The sequence below is a fragment of the Alcaligenes sp. Me129 genome (genome assembly GCF_050487245.1).
Taxonomy (GTDB): Bacteria; Pseudomonadota; Gammaproteobacteria; order Burkholderiales; family Burkholderiaceae_B; genus Alcaligenes; species Alcaligenes phenolicus.
Window position 1 is genome coordinate 130340 of the sequence record NZ_JBKQGX010000005.1, and the last position, 25472, is coordinate 155811.

The 25472-nt window shown below is 57.7% G+C and carries 20 protein-coding genes; 3 read left to right on the forward strand and 17 right to left on the reverse strand.

Annotated elements, in window-relative coordinates:
• Positions 1-164 precede the first annotated feature (164 nt).
• Complete coding sequence (locus ACLPGZ_RS07395) at positions 165-509, forward strand: acyl-CoA thioesterase (RefSeq protein WP_003803527.1); 345 nt, start codon at positions 165-167, stop codon at positions 507-509.
• A gap of 21 nt (positions 510-530) precedes the next feature.
• On the forward strand, positions 531-2012 hold the full coding sequence (mgtE, locus tag ACLPGZ_RS07400) for a magnesium transporter (protein WP_026485182.1): 1482 nt from the start codon (positions 531-533) through the stop codon (positions 2010-2012).
• A gap of 346 nt (positions 2013-2358) precedes the next feature.
• Here mgtE and ACLPGZ_RS07405 read toward each other — a convergent pair whose 3' ends face one another.
• The 3 genes from ACLPGZ_RS07405 to ACLPGZ_RS07415 all read right to left on the reverse strand — a co-directional run bounded on the left by ACLPGZ_RS07405 (position 2359) and on the right by ACLPGZ_RS07415 (position 7243).
• On the reverse strand, positions 2359-3252 hold the full coding sequence (locus tag ACLPGZ_RS07405) for a DUF1932 domain-containing protein (RefSeq protein ID WP_239055175.1): 894 nt from the start codon (positions 3250-3252) through the stop codon (positions 2359-2361).
• Between the two features lie 212 nt (positions 3253-3464).
• Entirely contained in the window at positions 3465-6191 is a 2727-nt protein-coding gene (secA, locus tag ACLPGZ_RS07410) for a preprotein translocase subunit SecA (RefSeq protein WP_239055174.1), read from the reverse strand.
• A gap of 119 nt (positions 6192-6310) precedes the next feature.
• The gene (locus ACLPGZ_RS07415) at positions 6311-7243 is read right to left on the reverse strand and encodes a M23 family metallopeptidase (RefSeq protein ID WP_239055173.1); all 933 of its coding nucleotides are present in this window, start codon (positions 7241-7243) and stop codon (positions 6311-6313) included.
• An 18-nt stretch (positions 7244-7261) separates the two neighbouring features.
• Between ACLPGZ_RS07415 and ACLPGZ_RS07420 the strand changes: the two genes are divergently transcribed.
• On the forward strand, positions 7262-7744 hold the full coding sequence (locus tag ACLPGZ_RS07420) for a DciA family protein (protein WP_115634326.1): 483 nt from the start codon (positions 7262-7264) through the stop codon (positions 7742-7744).
• Between the two features lie 33 nt (positions 7745-7777).
• Here ACLPGZ_RS07420 and lpxC read toward each other — a convergent pair whose 3' ends face one another.
• The 14 genes from lpxC to rsmH all read right to left on the reverse strand — a co-directional run bounded on the left by lpxC (position 7778) and on the right by rsmH (position 25470).
• Positions 7778-8701 carry a UDP-3-O-acyl-N-acetylglucosamine deacetylase gene (lpxC, locus tag ACLPGZ_RS07425; protein WP_026485180.1) on the reverse strand — a complete coding sequence of 308 codons (924 nt, stop codon included), beginning with the start codon at positions 8699-8701 and terminating at the stop codon, positions 7778-7780.
• A gap of 210 nt (positions 8702-8911) precedes the next feature.
• Positions 8912-10078, reverse strand: coding sequence for a cell division protein FtsZ (gene ftsZ / locus ACLPGZ_RS07430; protein WP_035271073.1), 1167 nt, complete (start codon positions 10076-10078; stop codon positions 8912-8914).
• A gap of 171 nt (positions 10079-10249) precedes the next feature.
• Complete coding sequence (gene ftsA, locus ACLPGZ_RS07435; RefSeq protein WP_009455039.1) at positions 10250-11476, reverse strand: cell division protein FtsA; 1227 nt, start codon at positions 11474-11476, stop codon at positions 10250-10252.
• Between the two features lie 7 nt (positions 11477-11483).
• Entirely contained in the window at positions 11484-12275 is a 792-nt protein-coding gene (locus ACLPGZ_RS07440; protein ID WP_009455041.1) for a cell division protein FtsQ/DivIB, read from the reverse strand.
• Between the two features lie 17 nt (positions 12276-12292).
• Entirely contained in the window at positions 12293-13243 is a 951-nt protein-coding gene (locus ACLPGZ_RS07445) for a D-alanine--D-alanine ligase (protein ID WP_035271076.1), read from the reverse strand.
• Complete coding sequence (gene murC / locus ACLPGZ_RS07450) at positions 13240-14646, reverse strand: UDP-N-acetylmuramate--L-alanine ligase (protein ID WP_239055172.1); 1407 nt, start codon at positions 14644-14646, stop codon at positions 13240-13242. The genes ACLPGZ_RS07445 and murC overlap by 4 nt, the downstream gene beginning before the upstream one ends.
• Entirely contained in the window at positions 14643-15716 is a 1074-nt protein-coding gene (gene murG, locus ACLPGZ_RS07455) for an undecaprenyldiphospho-muramoylpentapeptide beta-N-acetylglucosaminyltransferase (protein WP_239055171.1), read from the reverse strand. Before murG ends, murC begins: the two co-directional genes overlap by 4 nt.
• Positions 15713-16906 (reverse strand): putative lipid II flippase FtsW, encoded by a 1194-nt coding sequence (gene ftsW / locus ACLPGZ_RS07460; RefSeq protein ID WP_022983452.1) that lies wholly within the window; start codon positions 16904-16906, stop codon positions 15713-15715. The genes murG and ftsW overlap by 4 nt, the downstream gene beginning before the upstream one ends.
• Positions 16903-18432: a UDP-N-acetylmuramoyl-L-alanine--D-glutamate ligase gene (gene murD, locus ACLPGZ_RS07465; protein ID WP_115634207.1), complete on the reverse strand. Its 1530-nt coding sequence runs from the start codon at positions 18430-18432 to the stop codon at positions 16903-16905. The genes ftsW and murD overlap by 4 nt, the downstream gene beginning before the upstream one ends.
• Positions 18429-19601 carry a phospho-N-acetylmuramoyl-pentapeptide-transferase gene (mraY, locus tag ACLPGZ_RS07470; RefSeq protein WP_035271084.1) on the reverse strand — a complete coding sequence of 391 codons (1173 nt, stop codon included), beginning with the start codon at positions 19599-19601 and terminating at the stop codon, positions 18429-18431. The genes murD and mraY overlap by 4 nt, the downstream gene beginning before the upstream one ends.
• The gene (gene murF / locus ACLPGZ_RS07475) at positions 19591-22368 is read right to left on the reverse strand and encodes a bifunctional UDP-N-acetylmuramoyl-L-alanyl-D-glutamate--2,6-diaminopimelate ligase MurE/UDP-N-acetylmuramoyl-tripeptide--D-alanyl-D-alanine ligase MurF (protein WP_115634208.1); all 2778 of its coding nucleotides are present in this window, start codon (positions 22366-22368) and stop codon (positions 19591-19593) included. Before murF ends, mraY begins: the two co-directional genes overlap by 11 nt.
• Positions 22365-24104 (reverse strand): peptidoglycan D,D-transpeptidase FtsI family protein, encoded by a 1740-nt coding sequence (locus ACLPGZ_RS07480; RefSeq protein WP_115634209.1) that lies wholly within the window; start codon positions 24102-24104, stop codon positions 22365-22367. Before ACLPGZ_RS07480 ends, murF begins: the two co-directional genes overlap by 4 nt.
• Positions 24101-24403 (reverse strand): cell division protein FtsL, encoded by a 303-nt coding sequence (gene ftsL, locus ACLPGZ_RS07485; protein ID WP_009455049.1) that lies wholly within the window; start codon positions 24401-24403, stop codon positions 24101-24103. Before ftsL ends, ACLPGZ_RS07480 begins: the two co-directional genes overlap by 4 nt.
• Positions 24400-25470 carry a 16S rRNA (cytosine(1402)-N(4))-methyltransferase RsmH gene (rsmH, locus tag ACLPGZ_RS07490; RefSeq protein ID WP_415708999.1) on the reverse strand — a complete coding sequence of 357 codons (1071 nt, stop codon included), beginning with the start codon at positions 25468-25470 and terminating at the stop codon, positions 24400-24402. Before rsmH ends, ftsL begins: the two co-directional genes overlap by 4 nt.
• Between the last annotated feature and the right edge of the window lie 2 nt (positions 25471-25472).

Here is a 25472-nt window from a genome sequence, read left to right on the forward strand (position 1 = left end):
GCGGGGCCAAAGCTTGCCGTTACAATGGCAGGTTCTATTGTTGACGGCGTGCGCTCCGCGCGACGGGCATCTGTCCCACCACCCTTTCTTCCTATACGGGAGTATTTGTGACTACTTCAAGCAACATCTCTTCGCTCCCGGACGGAGCCCCCACCCTGCGCGTCATGCCCATGCCCACAGACGCCAATATTCACGGTGACGTGTTTGGTGGCTGGATCATGTCCCAGGTGGACATTGCCGGAGCGATTCCTGCAACACGACGCGCCCAAGGCCGGGTCGCCACCATTTCCGTGAATGCCTTCACCTTCAAGCAGCCCGTGTTTGTGGGTGATTTGCTTAGTTTCTACACAGAAATCATCAAAACAGGCCGCACCTCCATTACGGTTTCGGTGGAAGTGTATGCAGAACGCAAACGCCTGCAACTTGAAACGGTCAAGGTAACGGAAGCCACGCTTACCTATGTGGCTACCGATGACGAGCGCCGCAGCCGCCCGCTGCCCCCTCTCTAAGTATTCGTGACAGGCAGGCCTATGCAGGAAAACCTGGTACCCCCTACTTCGCCCAGTGACACTCCCAAGCCACGCCGCCTGGAGCCCGAGGATGCGCAGCAGGCACTTTATCGCCTGAAAAACATCCTCAAGCGCCAGGAAGTGGTGGAATCGCTGGCCCAGCGCCAGTTCGAGGACGACGACCGCTCCAACCTGCTTGAGGGCTTGATCCATCGCCAGCATGAAAGCGAGATCAAGGCCATCCTGAACGATCTGCACCCGGCCGACATTGCCTTCATTCTGGAGTCCTTGCCCGAGCTGGAGCGCCAGGCCATCTGGCAATTGGTGGATGCCGAGCACGACGCCGACGTGCTGCTGGAAGTAGCGGACTGGGCACGTGAATCGCTGATTCGTTCCATGGACGCCGCGGACCTGATCGCGGCCGCCGGCAATATGGATGCCGACGAAATTGCCGATCTGGTCCCTGACCTGCCGCCCGATGTGGTGGCAGCCGTGCAGCGCGGCCTGACGGACGAGGAGCGTGCACAGCTGATCGAAGCCATGGGCTACCCCGAAGACACCGTGGGCGCCATCATGGACTTTGACATGGTGCGCGTACGCGAGGACGTCACCCTGGAAGTGGTCCTGCGTTACCTGCGTCGTTTGCAGGAACTGCCCGACCACACTGACCAGATTTTCGTGGTGGACCGGGCCGATAAACTGCAAGGCACGCTGTCCCTGACCCGCATGCTGGTCAGCGAGCCTGAAACCCTGGTGTCCTCTGTCATGTCCACCGATTATCTGACTCTGAATCCACTGGATTCGGACTCGGATGCGGCCGGGGCCTTTGAGCGTTATGACCTGGTGTCTGCTCCTGTGGTGGACGATATTGGCCGCCTGATTGGCCGAGTCACCATTGACGAAGTAGTGGACGTGCTGCAAGAGGACTCGGAAGAACAGGCCCTGTCTCGTGCCGGTCTGCAAGAGGACGATATTTTCTCGCCCATCCGTACGGCTATCCGCAACCGGGCTCCCTGGCTGCTGATCAACCTCTGTACGGCAGCAACGGCTTCCTTTATTGCCTCGCGCTTTGAGGACACTGTCAGCCACATCGTGATCCTGGCTTTCCTGATGTCGATTGTGGCCGGTATTGGTGGCAACTCCGGCAACCAGACCATGACCATGATCATTCGTGCCATTGCCACCGGCCGAGTCACAGGTTCCAACGTCCTGCCATTGATCAAGCGCGAACTGCTGGTGACCTTTCTGGTTGGTGTCTGTGGCAGCGCGGTAACGGCATTCTTTGCCTGGTTTATCTCCGGCTCGATCGCCATTGCTGCCGTGATGATGGCCGCCATGATCGGCAATATGTTGATTGGCGCGGCGCTGGGCGTGATGATCCCGATTCTGCGTGATCGCTTTGGCAATGACCCGGCTGTGGGCTCCTCGGTATTGCTGACCTTTGCGACGGACTCGCTAGGTTTCTTGCTGTTCCTGGGACTGGCGACGGTGTTCTTGCTGTAAATCGCCTGCGGGTATGATTAAAAAAAACCGGCTTCTGGCCGGTTTTTTGATTTCTGCATCAAAAGGAGTAAATCGCCTCTTTTAATCTTTTGGCCCCAGGAAACCTGAAAACCCGAACACTGGAACACCTAAATATCGGGACGTTGGCCCGTTGATCCGTTGATCCGTTGATCCGTTGATCCGTTGATCCGTTGATCCGTTGATCCGTTGATCCGTTGGATTTCAGTATGTTTGCCTTATCTTGTTAAGCACAAGCTCTCTACCTTTTCCCGGGGAAAAACGTGGTAGCCAATCTCAGAAGTTGCTGCAAACTCAAACACGCGCACCAAACTGTCCTTCCAAACAACTAAGAGCGTGAGGACGACAGTCGGGCCTCTTCCAAGAACACTTCCAGACTCTCCTGTGTCCCCACGGCCTGAGCTCTTTGCAAAGACTCGGTCTGCGCTGTGTGCTCAAAAAAATCCAGTACGCCATTGGTCACTCGCGGCGCAATGCCTGCCAACTCCAGCTGACGACGCACTTGCAGAACCTCGTCACGGCGGCGCACGCCGTGCACCAAATGGCTGCGCAGGCAGGACTCCATAAAGTCCTGCAAGCCCCGCTGATTCAAATCCTCCAGGACTTCATACAGCTCGGCCCGCAAACCCATGCGCTCGGCCAGCATCAAGTTTTCAATTCCCAAGGCCTCCAGCCCCTTGGTCATCAAACTGCGCAGCAGCTTCAAGCGCATTGCATCCCCCGCCTGTCCCGGCAAGATACGCACAGAAGCGCCCTGAGCCTGCCAAAATGCCGCAGCCCTGCCTGCCCCTTGCCCTGCCGCCAACAAAGCCGTCTGAGCGCCTGTAGAGGGCACAGAGCCCATGATCGCCAGGTCAGCCAGCTCGATTCCGTGCTGTTGCGCCAAAGCGTCCATACTCTCCATGTCCTGGGGCTCGGCCGTACACAAATCCATGTACAGCATTCCCACAGACAAATGCGGCATGACGGCCTTGGCCACTATGTATGCCTGTGTTCCCGTCACTGCCGACAACACGCCGTCAAGACTCCGCCAATCCGTATCCGCCTGCAAGCACAGTTTCGCTCCCAATTGCTGCGCCAGTTCGCTGGCTGCGGCACTTTCCCGGCGCACCAGGATAAACGGCACCTGCACACCAGCCGACTTCAAGGCAGCACCATAAAAACGCGCGACTTCGCCCGCCCCGATCAGGGCAACACGATGTAATAAGGGAGATGTTGTCATAGAAAAACACACAGAAGAAACGATCAGCCGCAGCCGGTAGCTCCAAGCTGCGTCCCGTAGCTTACAGGGAAAAACGGCCCTGCATGAGCGGGATATAACCATTCACAGATCAGTTCGCAGCAACAAAGCTGGCATCCAAGAAAAAACCCCATGCGCCAGGGGCTCATGGGGTTTGATCTCGCAGCCTGCAGGCTGGGCAGCTTGAGTCAGAATCAATTCAAGCGGCCATGGCACTGCTTGTATTTCCTGCCGCTGCCGCATGGGCAAGGATCGTTACGGCCCACGCGTGGCACTTCGCCCTTGGTCGCTTCGTCCAGACCGGGATCTTCACCGCTCAAGGCAGCATCGTAGTCCGAATGATGGAAACGGACATTGGAGTTGGCAGGAACCTCAACCGCGGCTTCCTCGACCTGCTCCGGAGTCTGAATACGCACGGTCATCAGCACTTTGACCACTTCATCACGCACACGGTCCAGCATGTCGGAGAACAGCTCGAAAGCTTCGCGCTTGTATTCCTGCTTGGGGTCTTTCTGGGCATAACCGCGCAGATGAATCCCCTGACGCAGATGATCCAGAGCCTGCAAATGGCCACGCCATTGCGTATCAATGGACTGCAGGAGTACAGAACGCTCGAAATTGCCCCAGTTAGGCTGACCCACCAGATCAATCTTGGCTTGCAGCAGACGCTGGGATTCTTCGATAACGCGATCATGCAAATCGTCGTCGGTCAGATTGGACTCTTTCTCCAGCATTTCAGCCAAAGGCAGCTCAATCTGGAAGGTGCTCTGCAAAGCGGTGGTCAAGCCGGGAATATCCCATTGCTCTTCCATGGTGTCTTGCGGCACGTATTCACGGAACAGACGGCTAACGGCGGCTTCGCGTAGGCTGCTGATGGTGTCGGAAATATCAGCCGACTCCAGCACTTCATTACGCTGGGCGTAGATCACCTTGCGCTGATCGTTGGCCACGTCGTCATACTGCAGCAGCTGTTTACGAATATCGAAGTTGCGGGCCTCGACCTTGCGCTGAGCGGATTCGATGGAACGAGTCACCATGCGGGCTTCGATAGGCTCGCCTTCAGGCAAACGCAGACGCTCCATGATGGCGCGCACACGATCACCGGCGAAGATGCGCATCAGCGAATCTTCCAGCGACAGGTAGAAACGCGAGGAACCTGGGTCACCCTGACGACCGGCACGACCACGCAGCTGGTTGTCGATACGGCGGGATTCGTGACGCTCGGTACCAATAATGCGCAAACCACCAGCCTGTTTGACCTGCTGGTTCAGGGGTTCCCAAGCAGCACGAATAGCCTGGATCTTGGCTTCTTTTTGCTCGGCACTCAGGGACTCGTCTTCACGCACCTGAGAAATTGCACGTTCGATGCTGCCACCCAAGACAATGTCCGTACCACGACCGGCCATATTGGTGGCGATGGTCACGTGACCGGGCATACCAGCTTCAGCCACGATGTCGGCTTCACGGGCGTGTTGCTTGGCGTTCAGCACCTCGTGCTTGACGCCAGCGGCATTCAGGCGTGTGGAGATCAGCTCGGAGTTTTCAATGCTGGTGGTACCCACCAGTACAGGCTGACCACGCTCGTGGCAGTCCTGAATGTCTTTCAGAATGGCATTGAACTTCTCGTCATCGGTTTTGAAGACCTGGTCGTTTTGGTCCTTACGGGCCAGCGGACGATTCGGTGGAATGATGACGGTTTCAAGACTATAGATTTCCTGGAACTCATAGGCTTCGGTATCGGCCGTACCCGTCATGCCCGACAGCTTGTCGTACATACGGAAGTAGTTCTGGAAAGTAATCGACGCCAGCGTCTGGTTTTCGTTCTGGATACGAACGCCTTCCTTGGCTTCCACAGCCTGGTGCAAGCCATCCGACCAGCGGCGACCAGCCATCAAACGGCCGGTAAATTCGTCCACAATCACCACTTCGCCGTCCTGGACCACGTATTGCTGATCGCGGAAGAACAGGTTGTGGGCGCGCAGGGCGACCATCAGGTGGTGCATCAGGGAAATGTGGCGTGGCTCGTACAGCGACTCGCCTTCGGGAAGCAAACCGATTTCGGTCAGGATCTGCTCGGCACGTTCGTGACCGGCTTCGGAAATATGAACCTGCTGGCCCTTTTCATCGACCCAGAAGTCGCCTTCGGGCTCGGGCTCGTGTGGACGAGGCTCTTGCGTCATGCGGGTCAGCATGGGCGGGACCACGTTCATGCGCACGTACAGCTCGGTATTGTCTTCGGCCTGTCCGGAAATGATCAGCGGTGTACGGGCTTCGTCGATCAGGATGGAGTCAACTTCGTCGACAATCGCGTAGGACAAACCGCGCTGGCGGCGATCCTCGGCGCGGTATTCCATATTGTCGCGCAGGTAGTCAAAACCAAATTCGTTGTTGGTACCGTAGGTAATGTCAGCCTGATAGGCAGCAATCTTCTCGGCATTGTCTTGCTGGGGAACTACGACGCCCACGCTCAGACCCAGGAAGTTGTACAGACGCCCCATCCAGTTCGCATCGCGTCGAGCCAGGTAATCGTTGACGGTCACCACGTGCACGCCTTTGCCGGACAGTGCATTCAGGTACACGGCCAAGGTCGCAGTCAGGGTTTTACCCTCACCCGTACGCATTTCGGAAATCTTGCCGTTGTGCAAGGCAATGGCACCGAGCATCTGCACGTCAAAGTGGCGCATGCCAAATACACGGACACCCGCCTCGCGCACTACAGCAAAAGCCTCGGGCAGGAGCGAGTTAAGCGAGGCGCCATCCTGAACACGTTGGCGCAGCTCCTGCGTCTTGGCTGCCAAGGCCTCGTCGCTCAGGCCCTGAATAGTAGGCTCAAGAGCATTAATCTGGGCGACCTGCTTACGGTACTGTTTGAGCAGTCGGTCGTTACGACTGCCAATAAGCTTTTTCAGCAATGAAACCATTCTTGTGTCGTCAATGTAGGCGAGGCCGCAAGGGCTTGAATCTGTGCCTCGAGCCTATCTCTGGTTAAAAGGGATGCGCAAGCAAACAATCAGTTTAACGCACATGCTGCAAGACGGAACTACTTGTCCGAATCCAATTGCGCGACTTGCTGCTCTACGTACTCACGCGCCGGCAGAAAAAGCTTGGGATCCAGGGCATGTCCGGCCATGCGCACTTCAAAGTGCAGGTGCGAGCCTGTGGACTGCCCGGTAGATCCGACACGGGCGATCAACTGCCCTTTTTCTACTACGTCGCCTAATTTAACAACGATTGATGAGGCATGGGCGTATCGCGTGCTCATGCCATTGCCGTGATTGATTTCCACCAGCTTGCCGTAGCCTGTCATATAGCGGGCTTCCGATACCACCCCACCGGATGCGGCATAGATAGGCGTCCCCTTGGGTGCTGGAAAGTCCAGGCCTTCGTGCAAGGCATGACGGCCCGAGATCGGGTGACGACGCCAGCCAAAGGAAGAAGCTACCTCGTCATAGTCCACCGGACGGTAATTGGGCAGACGGGCTTCGTTGCCGGTACGCTCGGTCAGCACGGAATCCAGCATCTGAAACCAGTCCTGTTGCTCGGACATCTGTTTGGCCAGATTATCCAGCTGCTCGCCCAGGCGGTCGGCGTTCCAGACCAGGTCGGCTCCATCCATGCTGTCCATGACGGCCAGATCCTGCACGGGCATGGCACCGGCCAGCTCCGGATCGGTGTACTCAATGCCGGCCGCCTTGGCCACGCGCTTGCTGACACCGTCCATCTCGATCAGTTTGGCCTGCAAACCGCCGACTTTTTCGGCCAGGCGGGTCACGTTGTCCTGCATGGCAGCGACCTGGCTCTGGGCCATATCCGCGTCCAGCGACATGCCACCGCGTTCACCCCAGTGCGACTGCACCAGAGCTCCCGCCGCTGCGGAAACGCCCAGCGATACCAGAGCCACCAGGGCGATCACCGTACGGCGCACCCCTTTGGCTTTGGCATCTAAGGACGTATAGTCTTTATGTTGATCCACTATCGTATAACCTCGAACATGACCTGGAAGCCCCCTTTTTCCTCATCCGCGCCAAAACGCAGTAGCGGGCAAAGCCACGCTTTGGGTTGGCTGGCCAGCGACCAGCAAGGTTCCCAGGTACTGGAAATGGCCCGGCAGCTGATGGCGGCGCAGACCCATGTAAGCAAAGCCTTGCCACCTGCTTTGGGCAAGGCTTGTAAAGTAGCCCGTATAGACAGACAGCAATTGACGCTGGCAGTTCCCAGCGCCGCACATGCGGCCAAGCTGCGTCAGCTGTTGCCCACTGTCACACGGCAGATGAATGCCGCTGGCTGGAACATTAGCGAGGCGCTGGTGCACGTGCAAGCCCATTTGTTTGCAGCTGTGACAGAAAAGCCCGCGCGCCAGGTACAAGTCCTGGACGAACGGGCCTTGGAATCATTTGAAAAGCTGCATGACTCATTGCCGCAAGGTCCCTTGGCGCAAGCCATCGAACGCTTGTTGCGTCATCATCGCGGCTAAGCAAAGCACCAGGATCGGGCCCCTAAGCAAGTATCAAGCGAATTTCCACTCGCTGGAAAAAGCGTGGGGTGCACTGGCAGCCGACTCGAAAGTCACCAGCTCCCAACTATCCTGGGCGGCCAGCAAGGCACGCGCCAGCTGGTTATTCAAACCATGGCCGGATTTGCACGCCACATAGCGTGCAATCAGGGGGTGGCCAATCAGGTACAAGTCGCCAATAGCATCCAGAATCTTGTGCTTGACGAACTCGTCCTCGTAACGCAGACCGTCGCTGTTCAGGACACGGTACTCGTCCATGACAATGGCATTGTCCAAACTGCCGCCACGGGCCAGACCGGCCGCACGCAAAGCTTCCACTTCGCTGGCGAACCCGAAGGTGCGCGCACGTGAAATAGTCTTCACGTACGAGTCATGCGCAAAATCCACCTCGGCAAAATTGGCCGTTGCATCAATGGCCGGGTGGTGAAAATCGATAGAAAACTGAAGGGCAAAGCCTTCGTAGGGCTCCAGACGGGCCCACTTGATGTCCTGCCCCTCGCCTTCAGAGACTTCGATGGGTTTGAGGACACGCAAAAACTTCTTGGCGGCTTCCTGCTCCTGCAAGCCCGCCGAACGCAACAAATACACAAATGTGCCGGCGCTGCCATCCATGATGGGCACTTCTTCAGCCGTCAGGTCCACGTGCAGATTATCAATGCCCAGGCCAGCGATGGCCGACATCAAATGCTCGACGGTTGAAACCCGAACATTATCCTTGATCAGCACCGAAGCCATACGCGTACCACCGACCTTGTCTGCCTGTGCGGGCAAATCCACGATTTCGGGCAGATCGATACGGTGAAACACAATACCCGTGTCAGGCGCAGCAGGGCGCAGTGTCAGTTCGACACGACGACCAGAGTGCAAGCCGACTCCTTTGGTACTGATGACATTCTTGATGGTGCGCTGACGAAGCATGGCTGTTCTTGTATTTGTAAAGTGTTGTTCGCAAAGACTATTGTAACCGTAATACGGGTTATCCACTATACGCTTTCTAAAAACATAAGCAATTGTCAAGCGTCAAACACCACGACACAACAAAGCACTTACGCCCCCTGAGCGCGAACGCCCAGGGGGAGTCGTGGGAGAAATCAAATTGGCGACTCGGGTAATCGCCGAACCTGATTTTTAATCAGCCTGCTTGCGCAAGAACGCCGGAATGTCGAAGTGATCCATACCGGCAGTCTCCAGTGCACGCACCTGAGCCGAAGCCTGGCTGCGTGGATTGCGGATGACGGCAGGCACGTCGGCGTTGGCGTAATCCGCACCGATGACAGGCATGTTGTCCGTACCTGTACGTAACACTTCTTCGTTGTTTTGTACCAACTGTGGGCGCGCTTGCTTGCGACCCAGGCCAGTAGCAACAACAGTCACACGCAGGCTGTCGCCCATGGACTCATCGTAAGCGGTACCAAAGATAACGGTGGCGTCTTCTGCAGCGTAGCCACGGATGGTGTCCATGATTTCGCGCGTTTCGCGCATCTTCAGGGACGACGAAGAGGTGATGTTCACCAGCATGCCGCGGGCACCGTGCAGGTCCACACCTTCCAGCAATGGGCAAGCGATGGCGCGCTCAGCCGCTTCACGAGCGCGGTTCGAGCCGGAAGCCACAGCGGTACCCATCATGGCCTGGCCTTGCTCGCCCATGATGGTTTTCACGTCTTCGAAGTCGACGTTCACGTTACCTTCAACATTGATGATCTCGGCAATACCGGCGCAGGCATTGTGCAAGACATCGTCAGCTGCCTTGAAGCAATCGGACTGTGTTGCGTCCTCATCCATCAAGTCGTACAGGTTTTCATTCAATACAACGATCAGGGAGTGAACGTGCTTGCTCAGCTCCTCGATCCCTTCTTCGGCCATGCGCAGACGGCGATTGCCTTCAAAGGAGAAAGGTTTGGTGACGACACCCACGGTCAAAATGCCCAATTCCTTGGCCACTTCAGCCACAACGGGGCTGGCACCCGTACCGGTGCCACCGCCCATACCGGCTGTAATAAACACCATGTTGGCGCCATTCAATGCTGCGCGAATTTCTTCGCGAGCGGTTTCAGCGGCTGCACGGCCTTGGTCAGGCTTGGCACCGGCGCCCAAGCCGCTGCGGCCCAGACGAATCTGGATAGGTGCATCGCTGCTGGCCAGCGCCTGCGAATCGGTATTGGCGCAAATGAAATCAACGCCCTGAACACCAGAGTTGATCATATGCGTCACAGCGTTACCGCCTGCGCCGCCCACGCCCACGACCTTGATGACCGTGCCGCTACCGCTGGTATCTAACATTTCAAAGTTCATCATGATTGACTCCCACTCAAACACTTAATTAGTCAAGTTTCTACGTACTTCCCCGATACAACTGAAATTTGGAATCAGCTCAAAACATCTGCCAACCAAGGGGTTCGCACCCGGTTTGAACTGCCTCCTGGACCGCCCTTTCAGGCTGCCCGACCTGAGCGTCTTGCAACGCCCTTAATTCATGAACCATTCCTTCATACGGGCCATCAGACCTTTGACGCTGCCTTTTTGCTGGGCCACCTTGCGGCCACGAGCGCTTTGCAGGCGTGCCTCGGTCAACAAGCCCATCACGGTCGAAAAACGTGGGTTGCGCATGACATCAGCCAAGCTACCTTCATAGCTGGGCACAGCAATACGCACAGGTTTCAGGAACACGTCCTCGGCCAGCTCCACGATGCCCGGCAACATGGCCGTACCACCAGTCAGCACCACGCCCGAGGACAGCAAGTCTTCGTAGCCCGATTCGCGCAGGCTTTGCTGCACAAAGGTAAACAGCTCTTCCACACGCGGCTCGATCACGGCACCCAGGGCCTGGCGCTTGACCTGGCGGTTGGGACGATCACCCAGACCGGGCACTTCAATCATTTCTTCCGGATGGGCCAGCGATTGCTTGGCCACACCAAAACGCAGCTTGATCTCTTCCGCATCCGGCGTAGGGGTGCGCAACATGGCGGCAATGTCGCTGGTGATCTGGTCGCCCGCGATCGGGATCACGTCGGTATGACGAATCGCACCGCCGGTGTAGATGGCGATATCGGTTGTACCGCCACCAATGTCTACCAGCACCACGCCCAGCTCTTTCTCGTCCGCCGTCAGGCAAGACAAGCTGGAGGCCAGAGGCTGCAAAATCAGGTCCTGTACTTCCAGACCACAACGACGCACACACTTGACGATGTTCTGCGCCGCGCTGACGGCACCGGTCACAATGTGTACCCGCACTTCCAGACGCAGACCGCTCATGCCTATGGGTTCGCGAATATCTTCTTGCGAATCCACGATGAACTCCTGCGTCAGCACGTGCAGCACTTGCTGGTCGGTGGGGATATTCACGGCCTTGGCCGTTTCAATCACGCGTGCCACATCGGTCGCCGTGACTTCCTTGTCTTTCACCGCCACCATGCCGCTGGAGTTGAAGCTGGTGATGTGGCTGCCTGCAATTCCGGTGTAGACCTCACGGATCTTGCAATCGGCCATCAACTCCGCCTCTTCCAAAGCGCGCTGGATGGAATTGACTGTCGTCTCGATATTGACGACCACCCCTTTGCGCATGCCCTGGGATTCATGCTGTCCCAGACCAAGCACTTCAAACCGGCCTTCCGGCAGCACTTCGGCCACCACCGCAACCACTTTGCTGGTGCCGATGTCCAATGCAACGATCAGGTCTTTGATGTCACGAGTCATATGTTCTTTACTTCACAGGGGTAGATGAAACCGGAGCCAGCGTTATCGCAAAGCCATTCGGGTAACGTAAGTCGGCACTTTGCAAAGCACGGTCGCCAAGCCGTTGCATCAAGGCAGGCCAAGCCTGCACAAATCGTTCAACACGTACCGCAAAGGGCAATGCACCTTTACGACCGTGCGGGTCGGCAATATCAGCAGCCGGGTCACGCCCCAGGCTTAGCTGCATGCCGTTGGACAACACCACATCCCAGGCGTAGCGCGGGCTCAGCGTCACTTCACTGACCTGTACATCCAGCGGCCCAAACCAGCGTGCCAGCTCGGCATACCGTTGCACCACCAGACGCTCCGAATTCGGAGGACCGCTTAGCTGGGGTAAATCCACGTCATCAGGCACCACGGCTTTATTGGCCGAAAATGATTCACCCCAGGTGTTGATCATTTCGTCTTCGTTCCAATAGGCCAGCGGCTGCTGTTCTTCAATCCGTACCGACAAGCTATTGGGCCAAACGCGGCGGATCTGCGCGCGACGTACCCAAGGAGCCGTTTCAATCAGAGCGCGGGACTTGTCCAGATCTACGGTGAAGAAGTTGCCTTGCAGACGACCGGCAATCGTGGCTTTCACCCCTTCAGGAGTCACATAAGCCAGACGCTCGCCTTGCGAGGACTCGATCTGAATGCGTTCGATATTGAAGTACGGACGACGCACAGCCCAAACCACAACACTGATCACCAATGCCGATACCGCTAGCAAAGCCAGCGTATTGGCGATCAGGTTGGTCAGACGTGCATCGGAAAACATGAGTCAGGCTCCCCGTTCTATAAGCTGCGAGCAATGGCCTGCACCTTGCAGCGCGCCGTTGCCAAAATGTTCACGCACAACTGGGCGTAGCTGGTGCCCTCTGCTTTGGCTGCCATGGGCACCAAAGAGTGGCTGGTCATGCCCGGAGAGGTATTCATCTCCAGCAGCCAGGGGCGGTTTTGCTCGTCCAGCATGAAATCGGCACGGCCCCAGCCTTCGCAGCCCAGTGCATTGAACGCGCGGACGGACAGATCCTGGATATGTGCCGTCAACTCAGGCGACAGATCTGCAGGACAGAAGTACTGGGTTTCGTCCGAGTAATACTTGTGTTCGAAGTCGTAATTGCCTTGTGGGGCCACAATATCGATCACGGGCAAGGCACGTGCCTGGGCGCCCACGCCGATGATGGGTACAGTCAATTCGCGACCACGAATGAATTGCTCAGCCAGCACGACCGTGTCGTAATGCATGGCGGTTTCAAAGGCGGCAACAGCCTCCTCGGCGCGATCCACACGCACCACCCCCACGGTGGAACCTTCATGGGGCGGCTTCATGATCAGGGGCACACCCAGACGTTCAACCGCAGCGGCAACCTGGCTAACATGATCCAGTTGCGCAAAACCGGGAGTGGGCAAACCCAGGTGCTGCCAGATGTGCTTGGTCATGATCTTGTCCATGGCCAGGCCGGAGGCCATCACACCGCTGCCGGTGTAAGGAATGCCCATCCACTCCAAAGCACCCTGCAAGGTGCCGTCTTCGCCATAACGACCATGCAAAGCAATAAACACGCGGTCAAAACCGGCCTGAGCCAGTTCGGTCAGTCCTTTCTCGCCCATATCGAACAAATGCGCATCCACGCCCATGCTGCACAGCGCTTCATGCACGCCTGCGCCAGACATCAAGGACACTTCACGTTCGGCGGACTTGCCGCCGTACAACACGCCGACCCGACCAAAATCCGCTGTCATGCCATTTCTCCCAATTGAGCAGGGATCCGGCTGATGGACCCTGCACCCATTACCAACACCACATCGCCGTCACGGACAAAGTCCAGAACGGCTTGTGCCATATCGCTGATTTCGGCCACGAAAATGGGTTCGACCTTGCCGAGCACACGCACTGCGCGACTCAAGGCTCGGCCATCGGCGGCCACAAGGGGAGCCTCACCGGCGGGATAGACCTCTCCAAGGAGGACCGCATCGGCCTGGCTAAGTACCTGCACGAAATCTTCAAAGCAATCACGGGTGCGTGTGTAGCGGTGCGGCTGGAATGCCAGCACGATGCGGCGATCAGGCCAAGCACCACGTGCGGCCGCCAAGGTAGCAGCCATTTCGACAGGATGGTGACCATAATCGTCAACAACGGTAAACGTGCCACCACCTTGCTCCTGGGAAACCGGGAAGTCACCCACCATGGAGAAGCGGCGCCCCACGCCGGTGAACTCTTTCAGGCCACGGGCAATGACCTCATCACTGACACCCAGCTCAGTGGCAACCGCAATGGCAGCCAAGGCATTGAGTACATTGTGCTTTCCGGGCAGATTCAGGCACACGGACAGCAGGGGAAGATCGCCTGTGGCCCCTTTGCGCTGCACATCAAAACACATGGTGGTGCCACGGCTTTCGATGTTGATCGCGCGGACCTGGGCATCGGTATCAATGCCGTAAGTCGTGACAGGACGCGATACAAAAGGAATGATTTCGCGCACATTCGCATCGTCGTTGCACACGATGGCGCTACCGTAAAACGGCAGGCGGTGCGTGAAGTCGATGAAGGCGCTTTTCAGTCGGGCAACGTCATGACCATAGGTGTCCATATGGTCGACATCGATATTGGTGATGATGGCCATCACCGGCAACAGGTTCAGGAAAGAAGCATCAGACTCATCCGCTTCCACCACGATGTAATCGCCCTGCCCCAAGCGGGCATTGGCACCGGCCGAATTCAGGCGACCACCGATCACAAAGGTGGGGTCCAGATCAGCCGCGCCCAGCAGGCTCGCTACCAGGCTGGTGGTGGTGGTCTTGCCGTGCGTACCAGCCACGGCAATGCCGCGCTTCAAGCGCATCAGCTCGGCCAGCATCAGGGCACGTGGCACCACCGGAATGCGGGCGGCACGCGCGGCCAGCACTTCGGGGTTGTCACCCGCAATGGCGGTGGAGGTGACGATAGCGCCCATGCCAGCGACGTTTTCGGCTTTATGACCGATCACGATACGAGCACCCAGCTGCTCCAGGCGACGAGTCACCGCCGTTTCCTGAATATCCGAGCCACTGATGGCAAAGCCCAGGTTCAGCATGACTTCGGCAATGCCGCTCATGCCCGAGCCGCCAATCCCTACAAAATGAATATGTTGAATGCGGTGTTTCATCCCACCCTCCTTGCCGCCTGCTGACATGCTTCGGCAATCTGCTGCGTGGCATTCAACTGTGCATGTTCTTGCGCGTGGCTGGCCACACGACTTAACTCTTCACGGTTCAGTCCTTGCAACCATTGCGCAAGCCACTGAGCCGTCAACTCCGATTGTTTCTTGAGCCACGCACCCGAGCATTCGCTCAGGTAGCGGGCGTTGGCTGTCTGGTGATCGTCAATCGCGTGTGGCAGCGGCACGAACAGAGCCGCTACGCCGATTGCAGCCACTTCAGCTACCGTCATGGCACCGGCGCGACAAATCAGCACATCGGCCTCTTTCATGGCCTGCGCCATATCGCCAATAAAGGCCTTGCAGTCGGCCTGCACCTGATTGTCTGCGTAGCTTTGCTGCAAGCTTTCCAGATGCTGCTGGCCGGACTGATGGGTTAGATGCGGACGCTGATCGGCAGGGATCAGCGCCATGGCCTCAGGCACCACTTTGTTCAGTGCGGCGGCCCCCAGGCTGCCCCCCACCACCAGAATGCGTAGCGGTCCGCTGCGTTTGGCATAACGCTCGGCAGCCGGACCTTGGCCTACGAAGGCATCGCGCACCGGGTTGCCCACAGTTACTGCACCAGGCAAGGCACCGGGGAAGCCGGTCAACACACTGGTCGCCATTTTGGCCAGGTAGCGATTCGCCGTACCGGCCACCGCATTTTGCTCGTGCACTACCAGCGGGCGGCGCGACACAAAAGACATCAGGCCACCGGGAAAAGCCACGTAGCCGCCCATACCCAGTACCACATCCGGCTTGGCTTCCTGCAGGCAGCGATGCGCCTGCCAGCAGGCACGGATCAAAGTAAAGGGTAAAGAGAGCAATGCCTTCACGCCTTTGCCTCGTAGTCCGGAAAATCGCAGAGGCAGCATTTTAATCCCATGCTGTGGGACCAAGCTACCTTCCATGCGCTCGGGATGACCCAGCCACAACACTTGCCAGCCGCGTTGCTGCATGGCTTCAGCCACGGCCAGCCCGGGCATGATGTGCCCACCTGTACCGCCTGCCATGATCAGGATGGTTGGAGTGCTCATGTGCGCTTACCTCGCATCATTTGCCGATTCTCAAAATCCACCCGCAGCAACAAGGCAAAAGCCACCAAATTCATCACAATGCCCGAACCACCGTAACTGACCAAAGGCAAGGTCAGACCCTTGGTAGGCAACAAACCCAGCACCACACCAATATTGATAAAAGCCTGCACGCCGAACCACAGCGCCACACCTTGAGCGACGACACCGCTGAACAAGCGATCCATGGCGCAGGCCTGACGACCAATATTGAAGCTGCGCCATACGACAAAGCCAAAGGTCAGGATCAGGGCGGCCACGCCAACAAAGCCCAGCTCTTCACCAATTACCGCGACGATGAAGTCGGTGTGGGCTTCAGGCAGGTAATGCAGTTTTTCCACGCTGGAACCCAGACCCACGCCAAACCATTCGCCTCGGCCCAAAGCAATCAGCGAGTGCGACAACTGATAGGCACTGCCATAAGCATTGTCAGGATTCCAGGGGTCCAGATACACGAACAAACGTTCACGACGCCACGGTGAGAGCCAGATCAGCAAAAGGAAGCTGCTGACCATAATGCCCAGCAAGGCAGAGAACAACTTGCCGTTAATTCCGCCAATGAACAAAATGCCCACCGCAATGGCCACAATGACCATGAAGGCGCCCAAGTCAGGCTCCATCAACAGCAACACACCAACCAGACCCAGGGCCACCGCCATAGGCAGGAAACCCCGAATAAAGGTATGCAGATGCTGCTGCTTGCGCACGGTGTAATCAGCGGCATACAGAACCATGGCTACTTTCATCAGCTCCGAAGGCTGGAAGTTGATGATGCCCAAAGGCAACCAGCGACGTGCACCGTTTACTTCACGGCCAATGCCGGGAACCAGCACCACCAGCAGCAAGAAAATAGCCAGAGCAAACAGAGGCACGGCCAACTTCTGCCACACACGCAGCGGCACAGTTGCGGTAAACATGGCCAGCACCACACCCACCACAATGAACAAGGCGTGGCGAATTACAAAGTAGTAACGACCGTAGCTTTCATAGCGCGGTCCGTCTGCCAAAGCGATCGAGGCCGAATACACCATCAGCAAACCAAACAGGGTCAGCATCAGTGTGGCGGCCAGCAAGGGGCGATCAAACGCAGGCAATGCCGTGCGTCCGGGACGTACGGCATTGACACCCGAGGTCAGCTCAGCAAACAGACTCATGCCGGCTCTCCTCTATCCAGTGCCATCTCGGTCACGGTGGCGACAAAACACATGCCGCGATGGTGATAGCTTTTGAACATATCCATGCTGGCGCAGGCCGGAGACAGCAAGACCACATCGCCCGAACGCGCCTGCTCGGCAGCAGCTTGCACAGCAGCTTCCAGACCCTCGCAGAAACGATGACGGACATCATGAGTGTCCAGAACAGAGGCAATCAGCTTGGCGTCCTGCCCAATCAAAAACACTTCGGCCACATTCGAGGCAGCCGCAACGGCCAGCGGCTCAAAATCCTGGCCCTTGCCCAAACCACCGGCAATCAGCCAGACACGCTGATCAAACCCGCGCAAGGCGGCAACAGTCGCGCCGACATTAGTACCTTTGCTGTCATCCAGATATTGAACACCGTCCAGCACACGCACCAGTTCGACACGGTGCGGCTCCCCTTGATAGGTGCGCAGACCATTGAGCAACTCAGCCCAACCCAGACCAAGACAACGAGCCAGCAACAAGGCTGCTTGGGCATTCAAGGCGTTGTGGCGCCCCTTGATCTGCAAAGCCTCAACCGGCATCAGGCGTTTCAAGCCACCTTTACCGCGCACGGCAGGCTCAGCCGATGCATTACGTTTTTTCAGGCCTGTGGCCGGCAGCTCAAAATCGGTAGGCTCATTGGTCACCAACCACTGCATGCCGCCATCCGTCAGCAAGCCCATATCGCCCAGCAAAGCGGGCTGGTCCAAACCGAAGCTGCGCACCGACTCTTGGCTGGCATCGGGAATCATGGCCATAACGGCTGGATCATCACGATTGACCAAGGCCACATCACACATGCTGTACATACGCTGCTTGGACTCGACGTAAGCGTCCATGCCGCCATGCCAGTCCAGATGGTCCTGCGAAATATTCAGTACAACGCCAGCATCCGCCTGCAAGCTAAAAGTGCTATCCAGCTGGAAGCTGGACAACTCCAGCACCCAGACCTGCGGCAAGGCATTGTTTTCCAGAGCGTCGCACAGGGCGGTCAGCGCAGCAGGGCTGATATTGCCCACGGCCAGTGCAGAAACACCTGCCTGCTCCAGCAAGTGGCGCGTCATGGCCGTGACGGTAGTCTTGCCATTGGTGCCGGTAATGGCCACCACACGGCTTTCATGGCCTTGATCAGCCAGATCTTTCAAGGCACGGGCAAATAGCTCGATCTCGCCAATGACTTCGATTCCACGATCTCGTGCCTGGCTTAAAAAGGCGGCCAGAGCAGGATCCAGGGGCGACAAGCCGGGGCTGATCACCAGGGTCTGCACGTCGCTCAGACTATCGGCCTGCAGGGCGTTTTGCCCCAAACGCGTATCCAGAGCCGAGCTGCTCAGGGCCTGAAGCTTGTCCAGACCCTGCACGTTTTCGCGCGTATCCGCCAAACGAATGCTGGCCCCCTGGGCCAAAGACCAGCGAGCCGCAGCAAAGCCTGTCTCGCCTAACCCCAGGATAAGCATGAGACCGTCTTTACGGATCGAAGGAAAACTCAACGCATTCATCGCAATTTCAATGTAGACAGACCGACCATGACCAGCATCATGGTGATGATCCAGAAGCGAACCACCACCTGTGTTTCTTTCCAGCCGCCAACTTCAAAATGATGGTGCAGCGGCGCCATACGGAACATTCGTCTGCCCTGCCCGTAGCGTTTCTTGGTGTACTTGAACCAGGTCACCTGCAGCATCACCGACAAGGTTTCCACCACAAACACGCCACCCATAATGAACAGCACGATTTCCTGGCGAACGATCACCGCGATCGTGCCCAGCGCACCGCCCAGGGCCAGCGCACCCACATCACCCATGAACACTTGAGCGGGATAGGCGTTGAACCACAAAAAGGCCAGACCCGCACCGGCTATGGCCGCACAGATCACCATCAACTCACCCGCGCCGGGGATATAGGGAAACAAGAGATATTTGGAGTAGTCGACTCGGCCAACCACGTAGGCAAAAATACCCAGGGCAGCGCCCACCAGCACGGTAGGCATGATGGCCAGACCGTCCAGGCCGTCCGTCAGGTTGACGGCGTTGCTGGAGCCAACAATCACTGCCCAGGTCAATACCACAAAGCCCAGCACACCCAGCGGGTAGCTGACGGACTTGAAGAACGGCACGATCAGGTCAGCCTGCGTAGGCAGGGGCATGGTGAAGCCGCTCAGGACCCACTCTTTGAACAAGGGCCACAGCTCAGTATTGGCAGGCACCGAAACGGCAAAGCTCAGGTACACGGCCGCAACGATACCGATCAAGGCTTGCCAGAAAAATTTCTGACGCGAGGACATGCCTTCTGGGTCACGATTGACGACTTTCTTGTAGTCGTCTGCCCAACCAATCCAGCCAAAACCAAAAGTCACCAGCAGAACAACCCACACAAAACGGTTGGTCCAGTCTGCCCACAACAAGGTACTGATACCGATAGAAATCAGGATCAGGACACCGCCCATGGTGGGCGTGCCGTTCTTTTGCAAATGCGATTCCGGGCCGTAAGCGCGTACCGCCTGACCAATCTTCAGTTCGGTCAGCTTGCGAATCACCCAGGGTCCTGCCAACAAGCCAATTGCCAGCGCAGTGGCGCTGGCCAAAATAGCACGCAGGGTGATGTACTCAAACACCCCAAAGGCGCGAATATGATCGTCCGATAGCCAACGTGCCAGTTCAAGAAGCATGAGTGGCCCCTTCATTATGGGAGAAGTGGTTTTCCAGGGCGGCAACCACACGCTCCATACGAGCGCTGCGCGAACCCTTGATCAACACATGAGACGGCTCCAGCGCCAGCAGGTAAGCCACCATGTCTTCCAAAGTCTCGAATTGATGCGCACGCGCACCAAAAGCCTGGGCAGCATGGCTGGCATCGCCACCCAAGGTCAGCAATTCATCCATGCCACGCTCTTTGGCGTAGGCACCCACTTCAGCGTGCAATTCGGAGCTGTTATCACCGATCTCGGCCATATTGCCCAGCACCAGCACCTTACGGCCTTTCAGCTGTGCCAGCACATCAATGGCAGCACGTACCGAATCCGGGTTGGCGTTGTAGGTGTCGTCAATCAACTGGTAACCGGAAGACAGCTGCTTGGGCTGCATACGGCCCGTGACAGGACGGAAGCTTTCCAGACCCTGCACAATCGCGCTCAACGGCGCACCGGCGGCATGAGCGCAAGCGGCAGCGGCCAAGGCATTGCGCAGGTTGTGGATACCGGGGCTGTTCAAGGTCAGGGCAGCAGACTGGCCTGCCACATGCAACACAAAACGGGTTTGAGCTGGCTCGACAAACATATCGGCCGCAAAGACCGTTTCCTGACCGCTCAGGCCAAAACGCAATACGGGACGCTGACCAGCCTGCTCAGCCCACATGGCGCTGAAGGCATCATCATCAGGAATCACCAGCGCACCATCTTGTGGCAGCGCGTCAATCACGGCACCGTTTTCACGAGCCACTGCTTCCACACTGTGCATGAACTCCTGGTGTTCACGCTGTGCGTTATTGATCAGGGCAATCGTGGGGCGAGCCATGGACGCCAGCACGGCAATCTCACCGGGGTGGTTCATGCCCATTTCCAGAACGGCGGCTTTGTGCTCGGAGCTCAAACGCAGGATGGACAGGGGTACGCCCAGATCGTTGTTCAAATTACCGCGAGTTGCCAGGCTTTCTGCTTCGCCCAACCAGGCGCGCAAGATCGCGGCAATCATTTCCTTGGTCGTGGTCTTGCCATTGCTGCCGGTCACGCCAATGACAGGAATGTCAAAGCGCGAGCGCCACTCGGTCGCCAAGGTCATCAGCGCACGACGCGTATCGCCCAGCACAATTTGTGGCAGTTCGACGTCGGCATCACGCTGAGCCACGAGGGCCGCCACAGCGCCCTGCTCTTTCGCTTTTTCCAGATAGCGATGACCATCGAACTGCTCGCCGCTCAGGGCCAGGAACACATCACCTTTGCTCAGGCTGCGGGAATCGGTGCTCAAACGCACGCCACGCAACCACAGCAAGGCGGCTTTGGCCCAGTCGGAATCGTCAAACACAGAGCGCTCGCCCTGCACTTCCTGGTAGGTTTCGTGGCCCTTACCGGCCAGCAAAACAATATCTTCAGGGCTGGCAGCCCAGATCGAAGACAGGATGGCGCGAGCCCGATCCATCTGCACGGCCGGCGCCTCAGGCATACCAGCCACGATCTGACGAATGATTTCGGCAGGATCTTCAAAACGCGGGTTGTCGGTCGTGACCAGAACGCTGTCAGCCAGACGGGCCGCCACTTCACCCATAATGGGGCGCTTGGCCGTGTCGCGGTTACCGCCGCAACCAAATACGCAAATCAGCTTGCCGCCACGTACGCTGGCCACTTCACGCAAGGCTTGCAGGGCGCGTTCCAGCGCATCGGCAGTATGAGCGTAATCCACCACGACCAAAGGCAAGGGCTGACGACCTGCGGTGCTCTTGGGCGTCACAATTTGCAAACGGCCAGGCACGGACTCCAGCTTGTCCATGATGCGCGCGATCTTGGACACAGGCCAACCCACTTCTTGCAGTACACCCGCCACCAACAGAAGGTTGGCCACGTTATGCTCGCCCAGCAAGTGGGTCAAAATTTGTGCGGTGCCGTGAGCGGTCACCAGATTGAATACCTGGCCGTCGGCACCGGTATGCACGTCCTGAGCCAGCAAATCCACCTCGGGCTGGCTCATGGAGTAGGAAATCACACGGGCAGCCAGACCGGCCTGCATCAATTCACGGCCCGTTTCATCGTCAGCGTTCACGACGGCGCTACGCAGACCAGGCCAACTGAACAGGCGCAGCTTGGCCTGTTTGTATTCTTCCATGCTGTGGTGATAGTCCAGATGGTCATGCGTCAGATTGGTGAACCCGGCAATATCAATACGGACACCATCCAGACGGCCTTGCTCCAGACCAATGGACGAGGCTTCCAGGGCCACGGCGTTGCCGCCTTGGGCGCGAATAGCAGCCAGGCTACGGTGTACGGTCAGCACGTCCGGCGTGGTCAGGACGCCACCCAGATTGGAGCCATCAGGCAAGGTCACGCCCAGCGTACCGATCGTGCCGCAAGGCACTTGGGAATGATTCAAGGCCGACGCCACCCACTGCACGGTGGACGTCTTGCCATTGGTGCCGGTCACCGCCACGACAGTCATGGCCTCGGAAGGACGGCCCCACCATTCGTGAGCCACTTCACCCAGCAAGGCACCCAGATTGGGAACCTGCAAAACAGGTACACCGGGATCAACTGTTTGATCGCCCTGCTCGCGCACAATGGCCACAGCACCTTGCTGCACAGCCTGAACTTCGTACTCACGACCATCACCCTGATGGCCGCGGCAGGCGAAAAACGCATCACCCGCCTTGATCTGGCGGGAATCCAAACACAGATTAGCCGTGGGCGCTACATGCTGCGCCAGCCACTCCAATATTGCTGCGGCGTTCATCGTACATTCTCCGCACCGGGGCCAACGGCCACCAGCGAATCTATGGGCGCATCAGGCTGGACACCTAGGCGTCGCAAGCTCCGGGCCACAATTTCTGAAAAAATCGGCGCGGCAATACGCCCGCCGTAATAATTGGAACTATGTGGTTCGTCGATCGTGACGGCCACCACAATGCGAGGGTCGGAGACAGGCGCGAAGCCGACAAAAGAGCCGCGATACAAGGACTTGCTGTAGCGACCATCCACAATCTTGCGGGCCGTACCGCTCTTGCCTGCGACGCGATAGCCTTGCACCTGAGCCAGACGGGCACCGGCGGGACCCGCCGCGGCTTCCAGCATGGCGCGAACTTCCGCGGCCACTTTAGGGGTGTAAACCTGAACGCTGGCGGGCTTGCCTTCGCGCTTGAGCAAAGTCATGGAAACCATGTCGCCATTACGCGCAAACGCCGTGTAGGCGTGGGCAATTTGCAGCAGGGAAACCGACAGGCCATAGCCATACGACATGGTGGCGCGCTCGATGGGACGCCAACGCTCCCAGGGGCGCAGTCTCCCACTGGCAATACCGGGAAAATCGGCCTGCGGAGAACGGCCAAAACCCAGCTCGGTAAACTTGTTCCACATTTCCTGCGAAGTCAGGCGCTCGGAAATCATGGTCATGCCAATATTGCTGGACCGACGCAAAATACCGGCAGCATCCAGCATGCCATTGTTGCGACTAACGTCACTGATCACGCTACCTTGGTAGCGGTACTGACCATTGCCCGTGTTGAACTGGGTAGCGGTGGTAATGCGGTTGATATCCAGCGCCAAAGCCACGGTAAACGGCTTCATGATGGAACCGGGCTCAAAGGTGTCGGTCAAGGCACGGTTACGCAGGGCCGGACCCTTACGATCGTCCCGATCGTTTGGGTTGTAGGTAGGCAAGTTCACCAGGGCCAGAATCTCCCCGGTTTTCACGTCCATCACCACGGCCGCAGCGGCATTGGCCTTGACGTCTTCCATGCCTTTTTTCAAGGCGGTGTACGCGTCGAACTGCAAGCCGGCATCAATGGACAAGTGCAAATCCTGACCGTGGGTAGGCGGGATGATGGCGCGTACGTCCTCCACCACACGTCCCAGACGGTCACGAATTACGCGGCGCGAACCGGGCGTGCCGGACAAGGCGGAGTTGAAGGCAAGCTCAATGCCCTCGATGCCCTGGTCTTCAATATTCGTAAAGCCCACAATGTGCGCCATGACATCCCCTTCGGGATAGAAACGACGCATTTCTTCTTGTTGGTGGATACCAGGGATTTTCAGTTCAGCGATTTGAGCCGCCACATCCACATCCACCTGACGCTTGATGTAGACGAAGTTACGATCTTCAACGGACAGACGACGCTCGATATCAGACTGCCCCATGCCAAGGAGCTTGGCCAACTGATCGATCTGCTCGGGTTTGGCATTCCGAGCATCATCAGGAATAGCCCAGATGGCTTTGACAGGCACACTGGAGGCCAGCACCACAGAACCCGTACGATCAAAAACCTTGCCACGCATGGGCGGCAGCACTTGGGTGCGCTCGTAACGGCGCTCGCCTTGCTGCTGCAAAAATTCGGTAGACAGGCCCTGCAAATACAAAGCCTTGACGATCAGGGCGCCAAAACCCAGAAACAAGAGGACCAGCACCAAACGCGAGCGCCAGAATGGAATCTGGACGCTCAGGACGGGATTTTCGTGATAACCGAATCGTTTCATGGCCGCCCTCCGGACTGCACCTGGGTCGAGCTCAGCTCACCCCCTTGCAAATAGAGAGTGCGCTCGGGAGAGCTCAACACCAGGCCCAATTCGTTGCGACCAATATCGTCCACGCGAGCGTTACGGGCCAGCTCGGCCCGTTCCAGTTGCAGACGACGCCAGTCCGTATCCAGTTCACCGGCTTTGGTGACCAGCCGATCGGTTTGCACAAACAGCTCGCGCGCCTGATAGCGCGCCGTCACCAAAGAGATGGCCGAAAGCATCAACACCAAAGAGAGGGTGATGACCAGGCGCATCATCGGCGGCCTCGCTTGCCGGCGGGCTGTCGGCTATAGGCGGCCTGTTGCAGCAGACGCTCGCTGGCGCTGCGCATCCAGTCCTGGGGGATGGGGGTGTCGGTGCGTTGCACCACACGTAATACCGCCGAGCGAGCTCGGGGGTTGTCGCTGGACTCCTCGTCGGTGGGCAAGATTCTGCCCAAAGACTGCACCAGAGGCTGGGGCAAGTCTTTTTCTAGGATAGGTAGACGTGACTGTTCCTGCGCGGGACGCGCAGCTGCGTTCATGAACTGTTTGACCATGCGGTCCTCCAGTGAATGAAATGCAATCACCGCAAGCCTGCCCCGAGTCGCCAATCGACTCAGAATTGACGGAAGCGCGTACGCGAGCTCTTCGAGCTCACGATTGAGGTAAATCCGTATAGCCTGGAAGGTCCTGGTTGCCGGATGTTGACCCTTTTCGCGCGTGCGGACGACACCGGCGACGAGCTCGGCGAGATCACGCGTTGTATGTAGCGGGCGGGATTGGCGGCGATCAACAATCGCCTTTGCAATCTGGAAAGCAAACCGTTCTTCGCCATATTCTGCAATGACCTCCTTTAAAACTTCTACGCTGACCTCAGCCAGCCACTGTTCAGCGGTCAAACCACCGCTGGTATCCATGCGCATGTCCAACGGACCTTCGCGCATAAAAGAGAAACCTCGTTCTGCGTCGTCGATTTGTGGCGAGGAAATGCCCAAATCCATCATGACGCCTTGCAATGGCCCCACATCCAGCTCGTCCAGAGCCTGGGCCAAATCACCAAAACCACTATGTACAACCGTCACACGGCTATCTTGTGCTGCCAGCTCCTGGGCCACGGCGATCGCTTGCGGATCCTTGTCGATCACGATCAGGCGCCCCTGGGGACTCAAGTGCGACAACAACAGACGGCTGTGACCGCCACGACCAAAAGTGCAATCGACGTACACACCATCGGCCAAACCCTGGATTTCGGGGTTTTGCGCCCAGCGCCGGGCCTCAAAGGACGGATCCACGAGGGCCGCCACCGTAGGCTCCAGCAGCACGGATCGATGTACCAGCGTCATGA

What these genes read in the sequence shown, in the direction of transcription:
- ACLPGZ_RS07405 (WP_239055175.1), bottom strand. Translation starts at nt 3,252, where the DNA reads ATGACAACATCTCCCTTATTACATCGTGTTGCCCTGATCGGGGCGGGC.
- murD (WP_115634207.1), bottom strand. Translation starts at nt 18,432, where the DNA reads ATGAATGCGTTGAGTTTTCCTTCGATCCGTAAAGACGGTCTCATGCTT.
- murC (WP_239055172.1), bottom strand. Translation starts at nt 14,646, where the DNA reads ATGAAACACCGCATTCAACATATTCATTTTGTAGGGATTGGCGGCTCG.
- rsmH (WP_415708999.1), bottom strand. Translation starts at nt 25,470, where the DNA reads ATGACGCTGGTACATCGATCCGTGCTGCTGGAGCCTACGGTGGCGGCC.
- ftsA (WP_009455039.1), bottom strand. Translation starts at nt 11,476, where the DNA reads ATGACTCGTGACATCAAAGACCTGATCGTTGCATTGGACATCGGCACC.
- secA (WP_239055174.1), bottom strand. Translation starts at nt 6,191, where the DNA reads ATGGTTTCATTGCTGAAAAAGCTTATTGGCAGTCGTAACGACCGACTG.
- ACLPGZ_RS07445 (WP_035271076.1), bottom strand. Translation starts at nt 13,243, where the DNA reads ATGACAGCGGATTTTGGTCGGGTCGGCGTGTTGTACGGCGGCAAGTCC.
- murG (WP_239055171.1), bottom strand. Translation starts at nt 15,716, where the DNA reads ATGAGCACTCCAACCATCCTGATCATGGCAGGCGGTACAGGTGGGCAC.
- ACLPGZ_RS07440 (WP_009455041.1), bottom strand. Translation starts at nt 12,275, where the DNA reads ATGTTTTCCGATGCACGTCTGACCAACCTGATCGCCAATACGCTGGCT.
- mraY (WP_035271084.1), bottom strand. Translation starts at nt 19,601, where the DNA reads ATGCTTCTTGAACTGGCACGTTGGCTATCGGACGATCATATTCGCGCC.
- ACLPGZ_RS07395 (WP_003803527.1), top strand. Translation starts at nt 165, where the DNA reads ATGCCCATGCCCACAGACGCCAATATTCACGGTGACGTGTTTGGTGGC.
- ftsL (WP_009455049.1), bottom strand. Translation starts at nt 24,403, where the DNA reads ATGATGCGCCTGGTCATCACCCTCTCTTTGGTGTTGATGCTTTCGGCC.
- mgtE (WP_026485182.1), top strand. Translation starts at nt 531, where the DNA reads ATGCAGGAAAACCTGGTACCCCCTACTTCGCCCAGTGACACTCCCAAG.
- ftsW (WP_022983452.1), bottom strand. Translation starts at nt 16,906, where the DNA reads ATGAGTCTGTTTGCTGAGCTGACCTCGGGTGTCAATGCCGTACGTCCC.
- lpxC (WP_026485180.1), bottom strand. Translation starts at nt 8,701, where the DNA reads ATGCTTCGTCAGCGCACCATCAAGAATGTCATCAGTACCAAAGGAGTC.
- ftsZ (WP_035271073.1), bottom strand. Translation starts at nt 10,078, where the DNA reads ATGATGAACTTTGAAATGTTAGATACCAGCGGTAGCGGCACGGTCATC.
- ACLPGZ_RS07420 (WP_115634326.1), top strand. Translation starts at nt 7,262, where the DNA reads ATGACCTGGAAGCCCCCTTTTTCCTCATCCGCGCCAAAACGCAGTAGC.
- ACLPGZ_RS07480 (WP_115634209.1), bottom strand. Translation starts at nt 24,104, where the DNA reads ATGAAACGATTCGGTTATCACGAAAATCCCGTCCTGAGCGTCCAGATT.
- murF (WP_115634208.1), bottom strand. Translation starts at nt 22,368, where the DNA reads ATGAACGCCGCAGCAATATTGGAGTGGCTGGCGCAGCATGTAGCGCCC.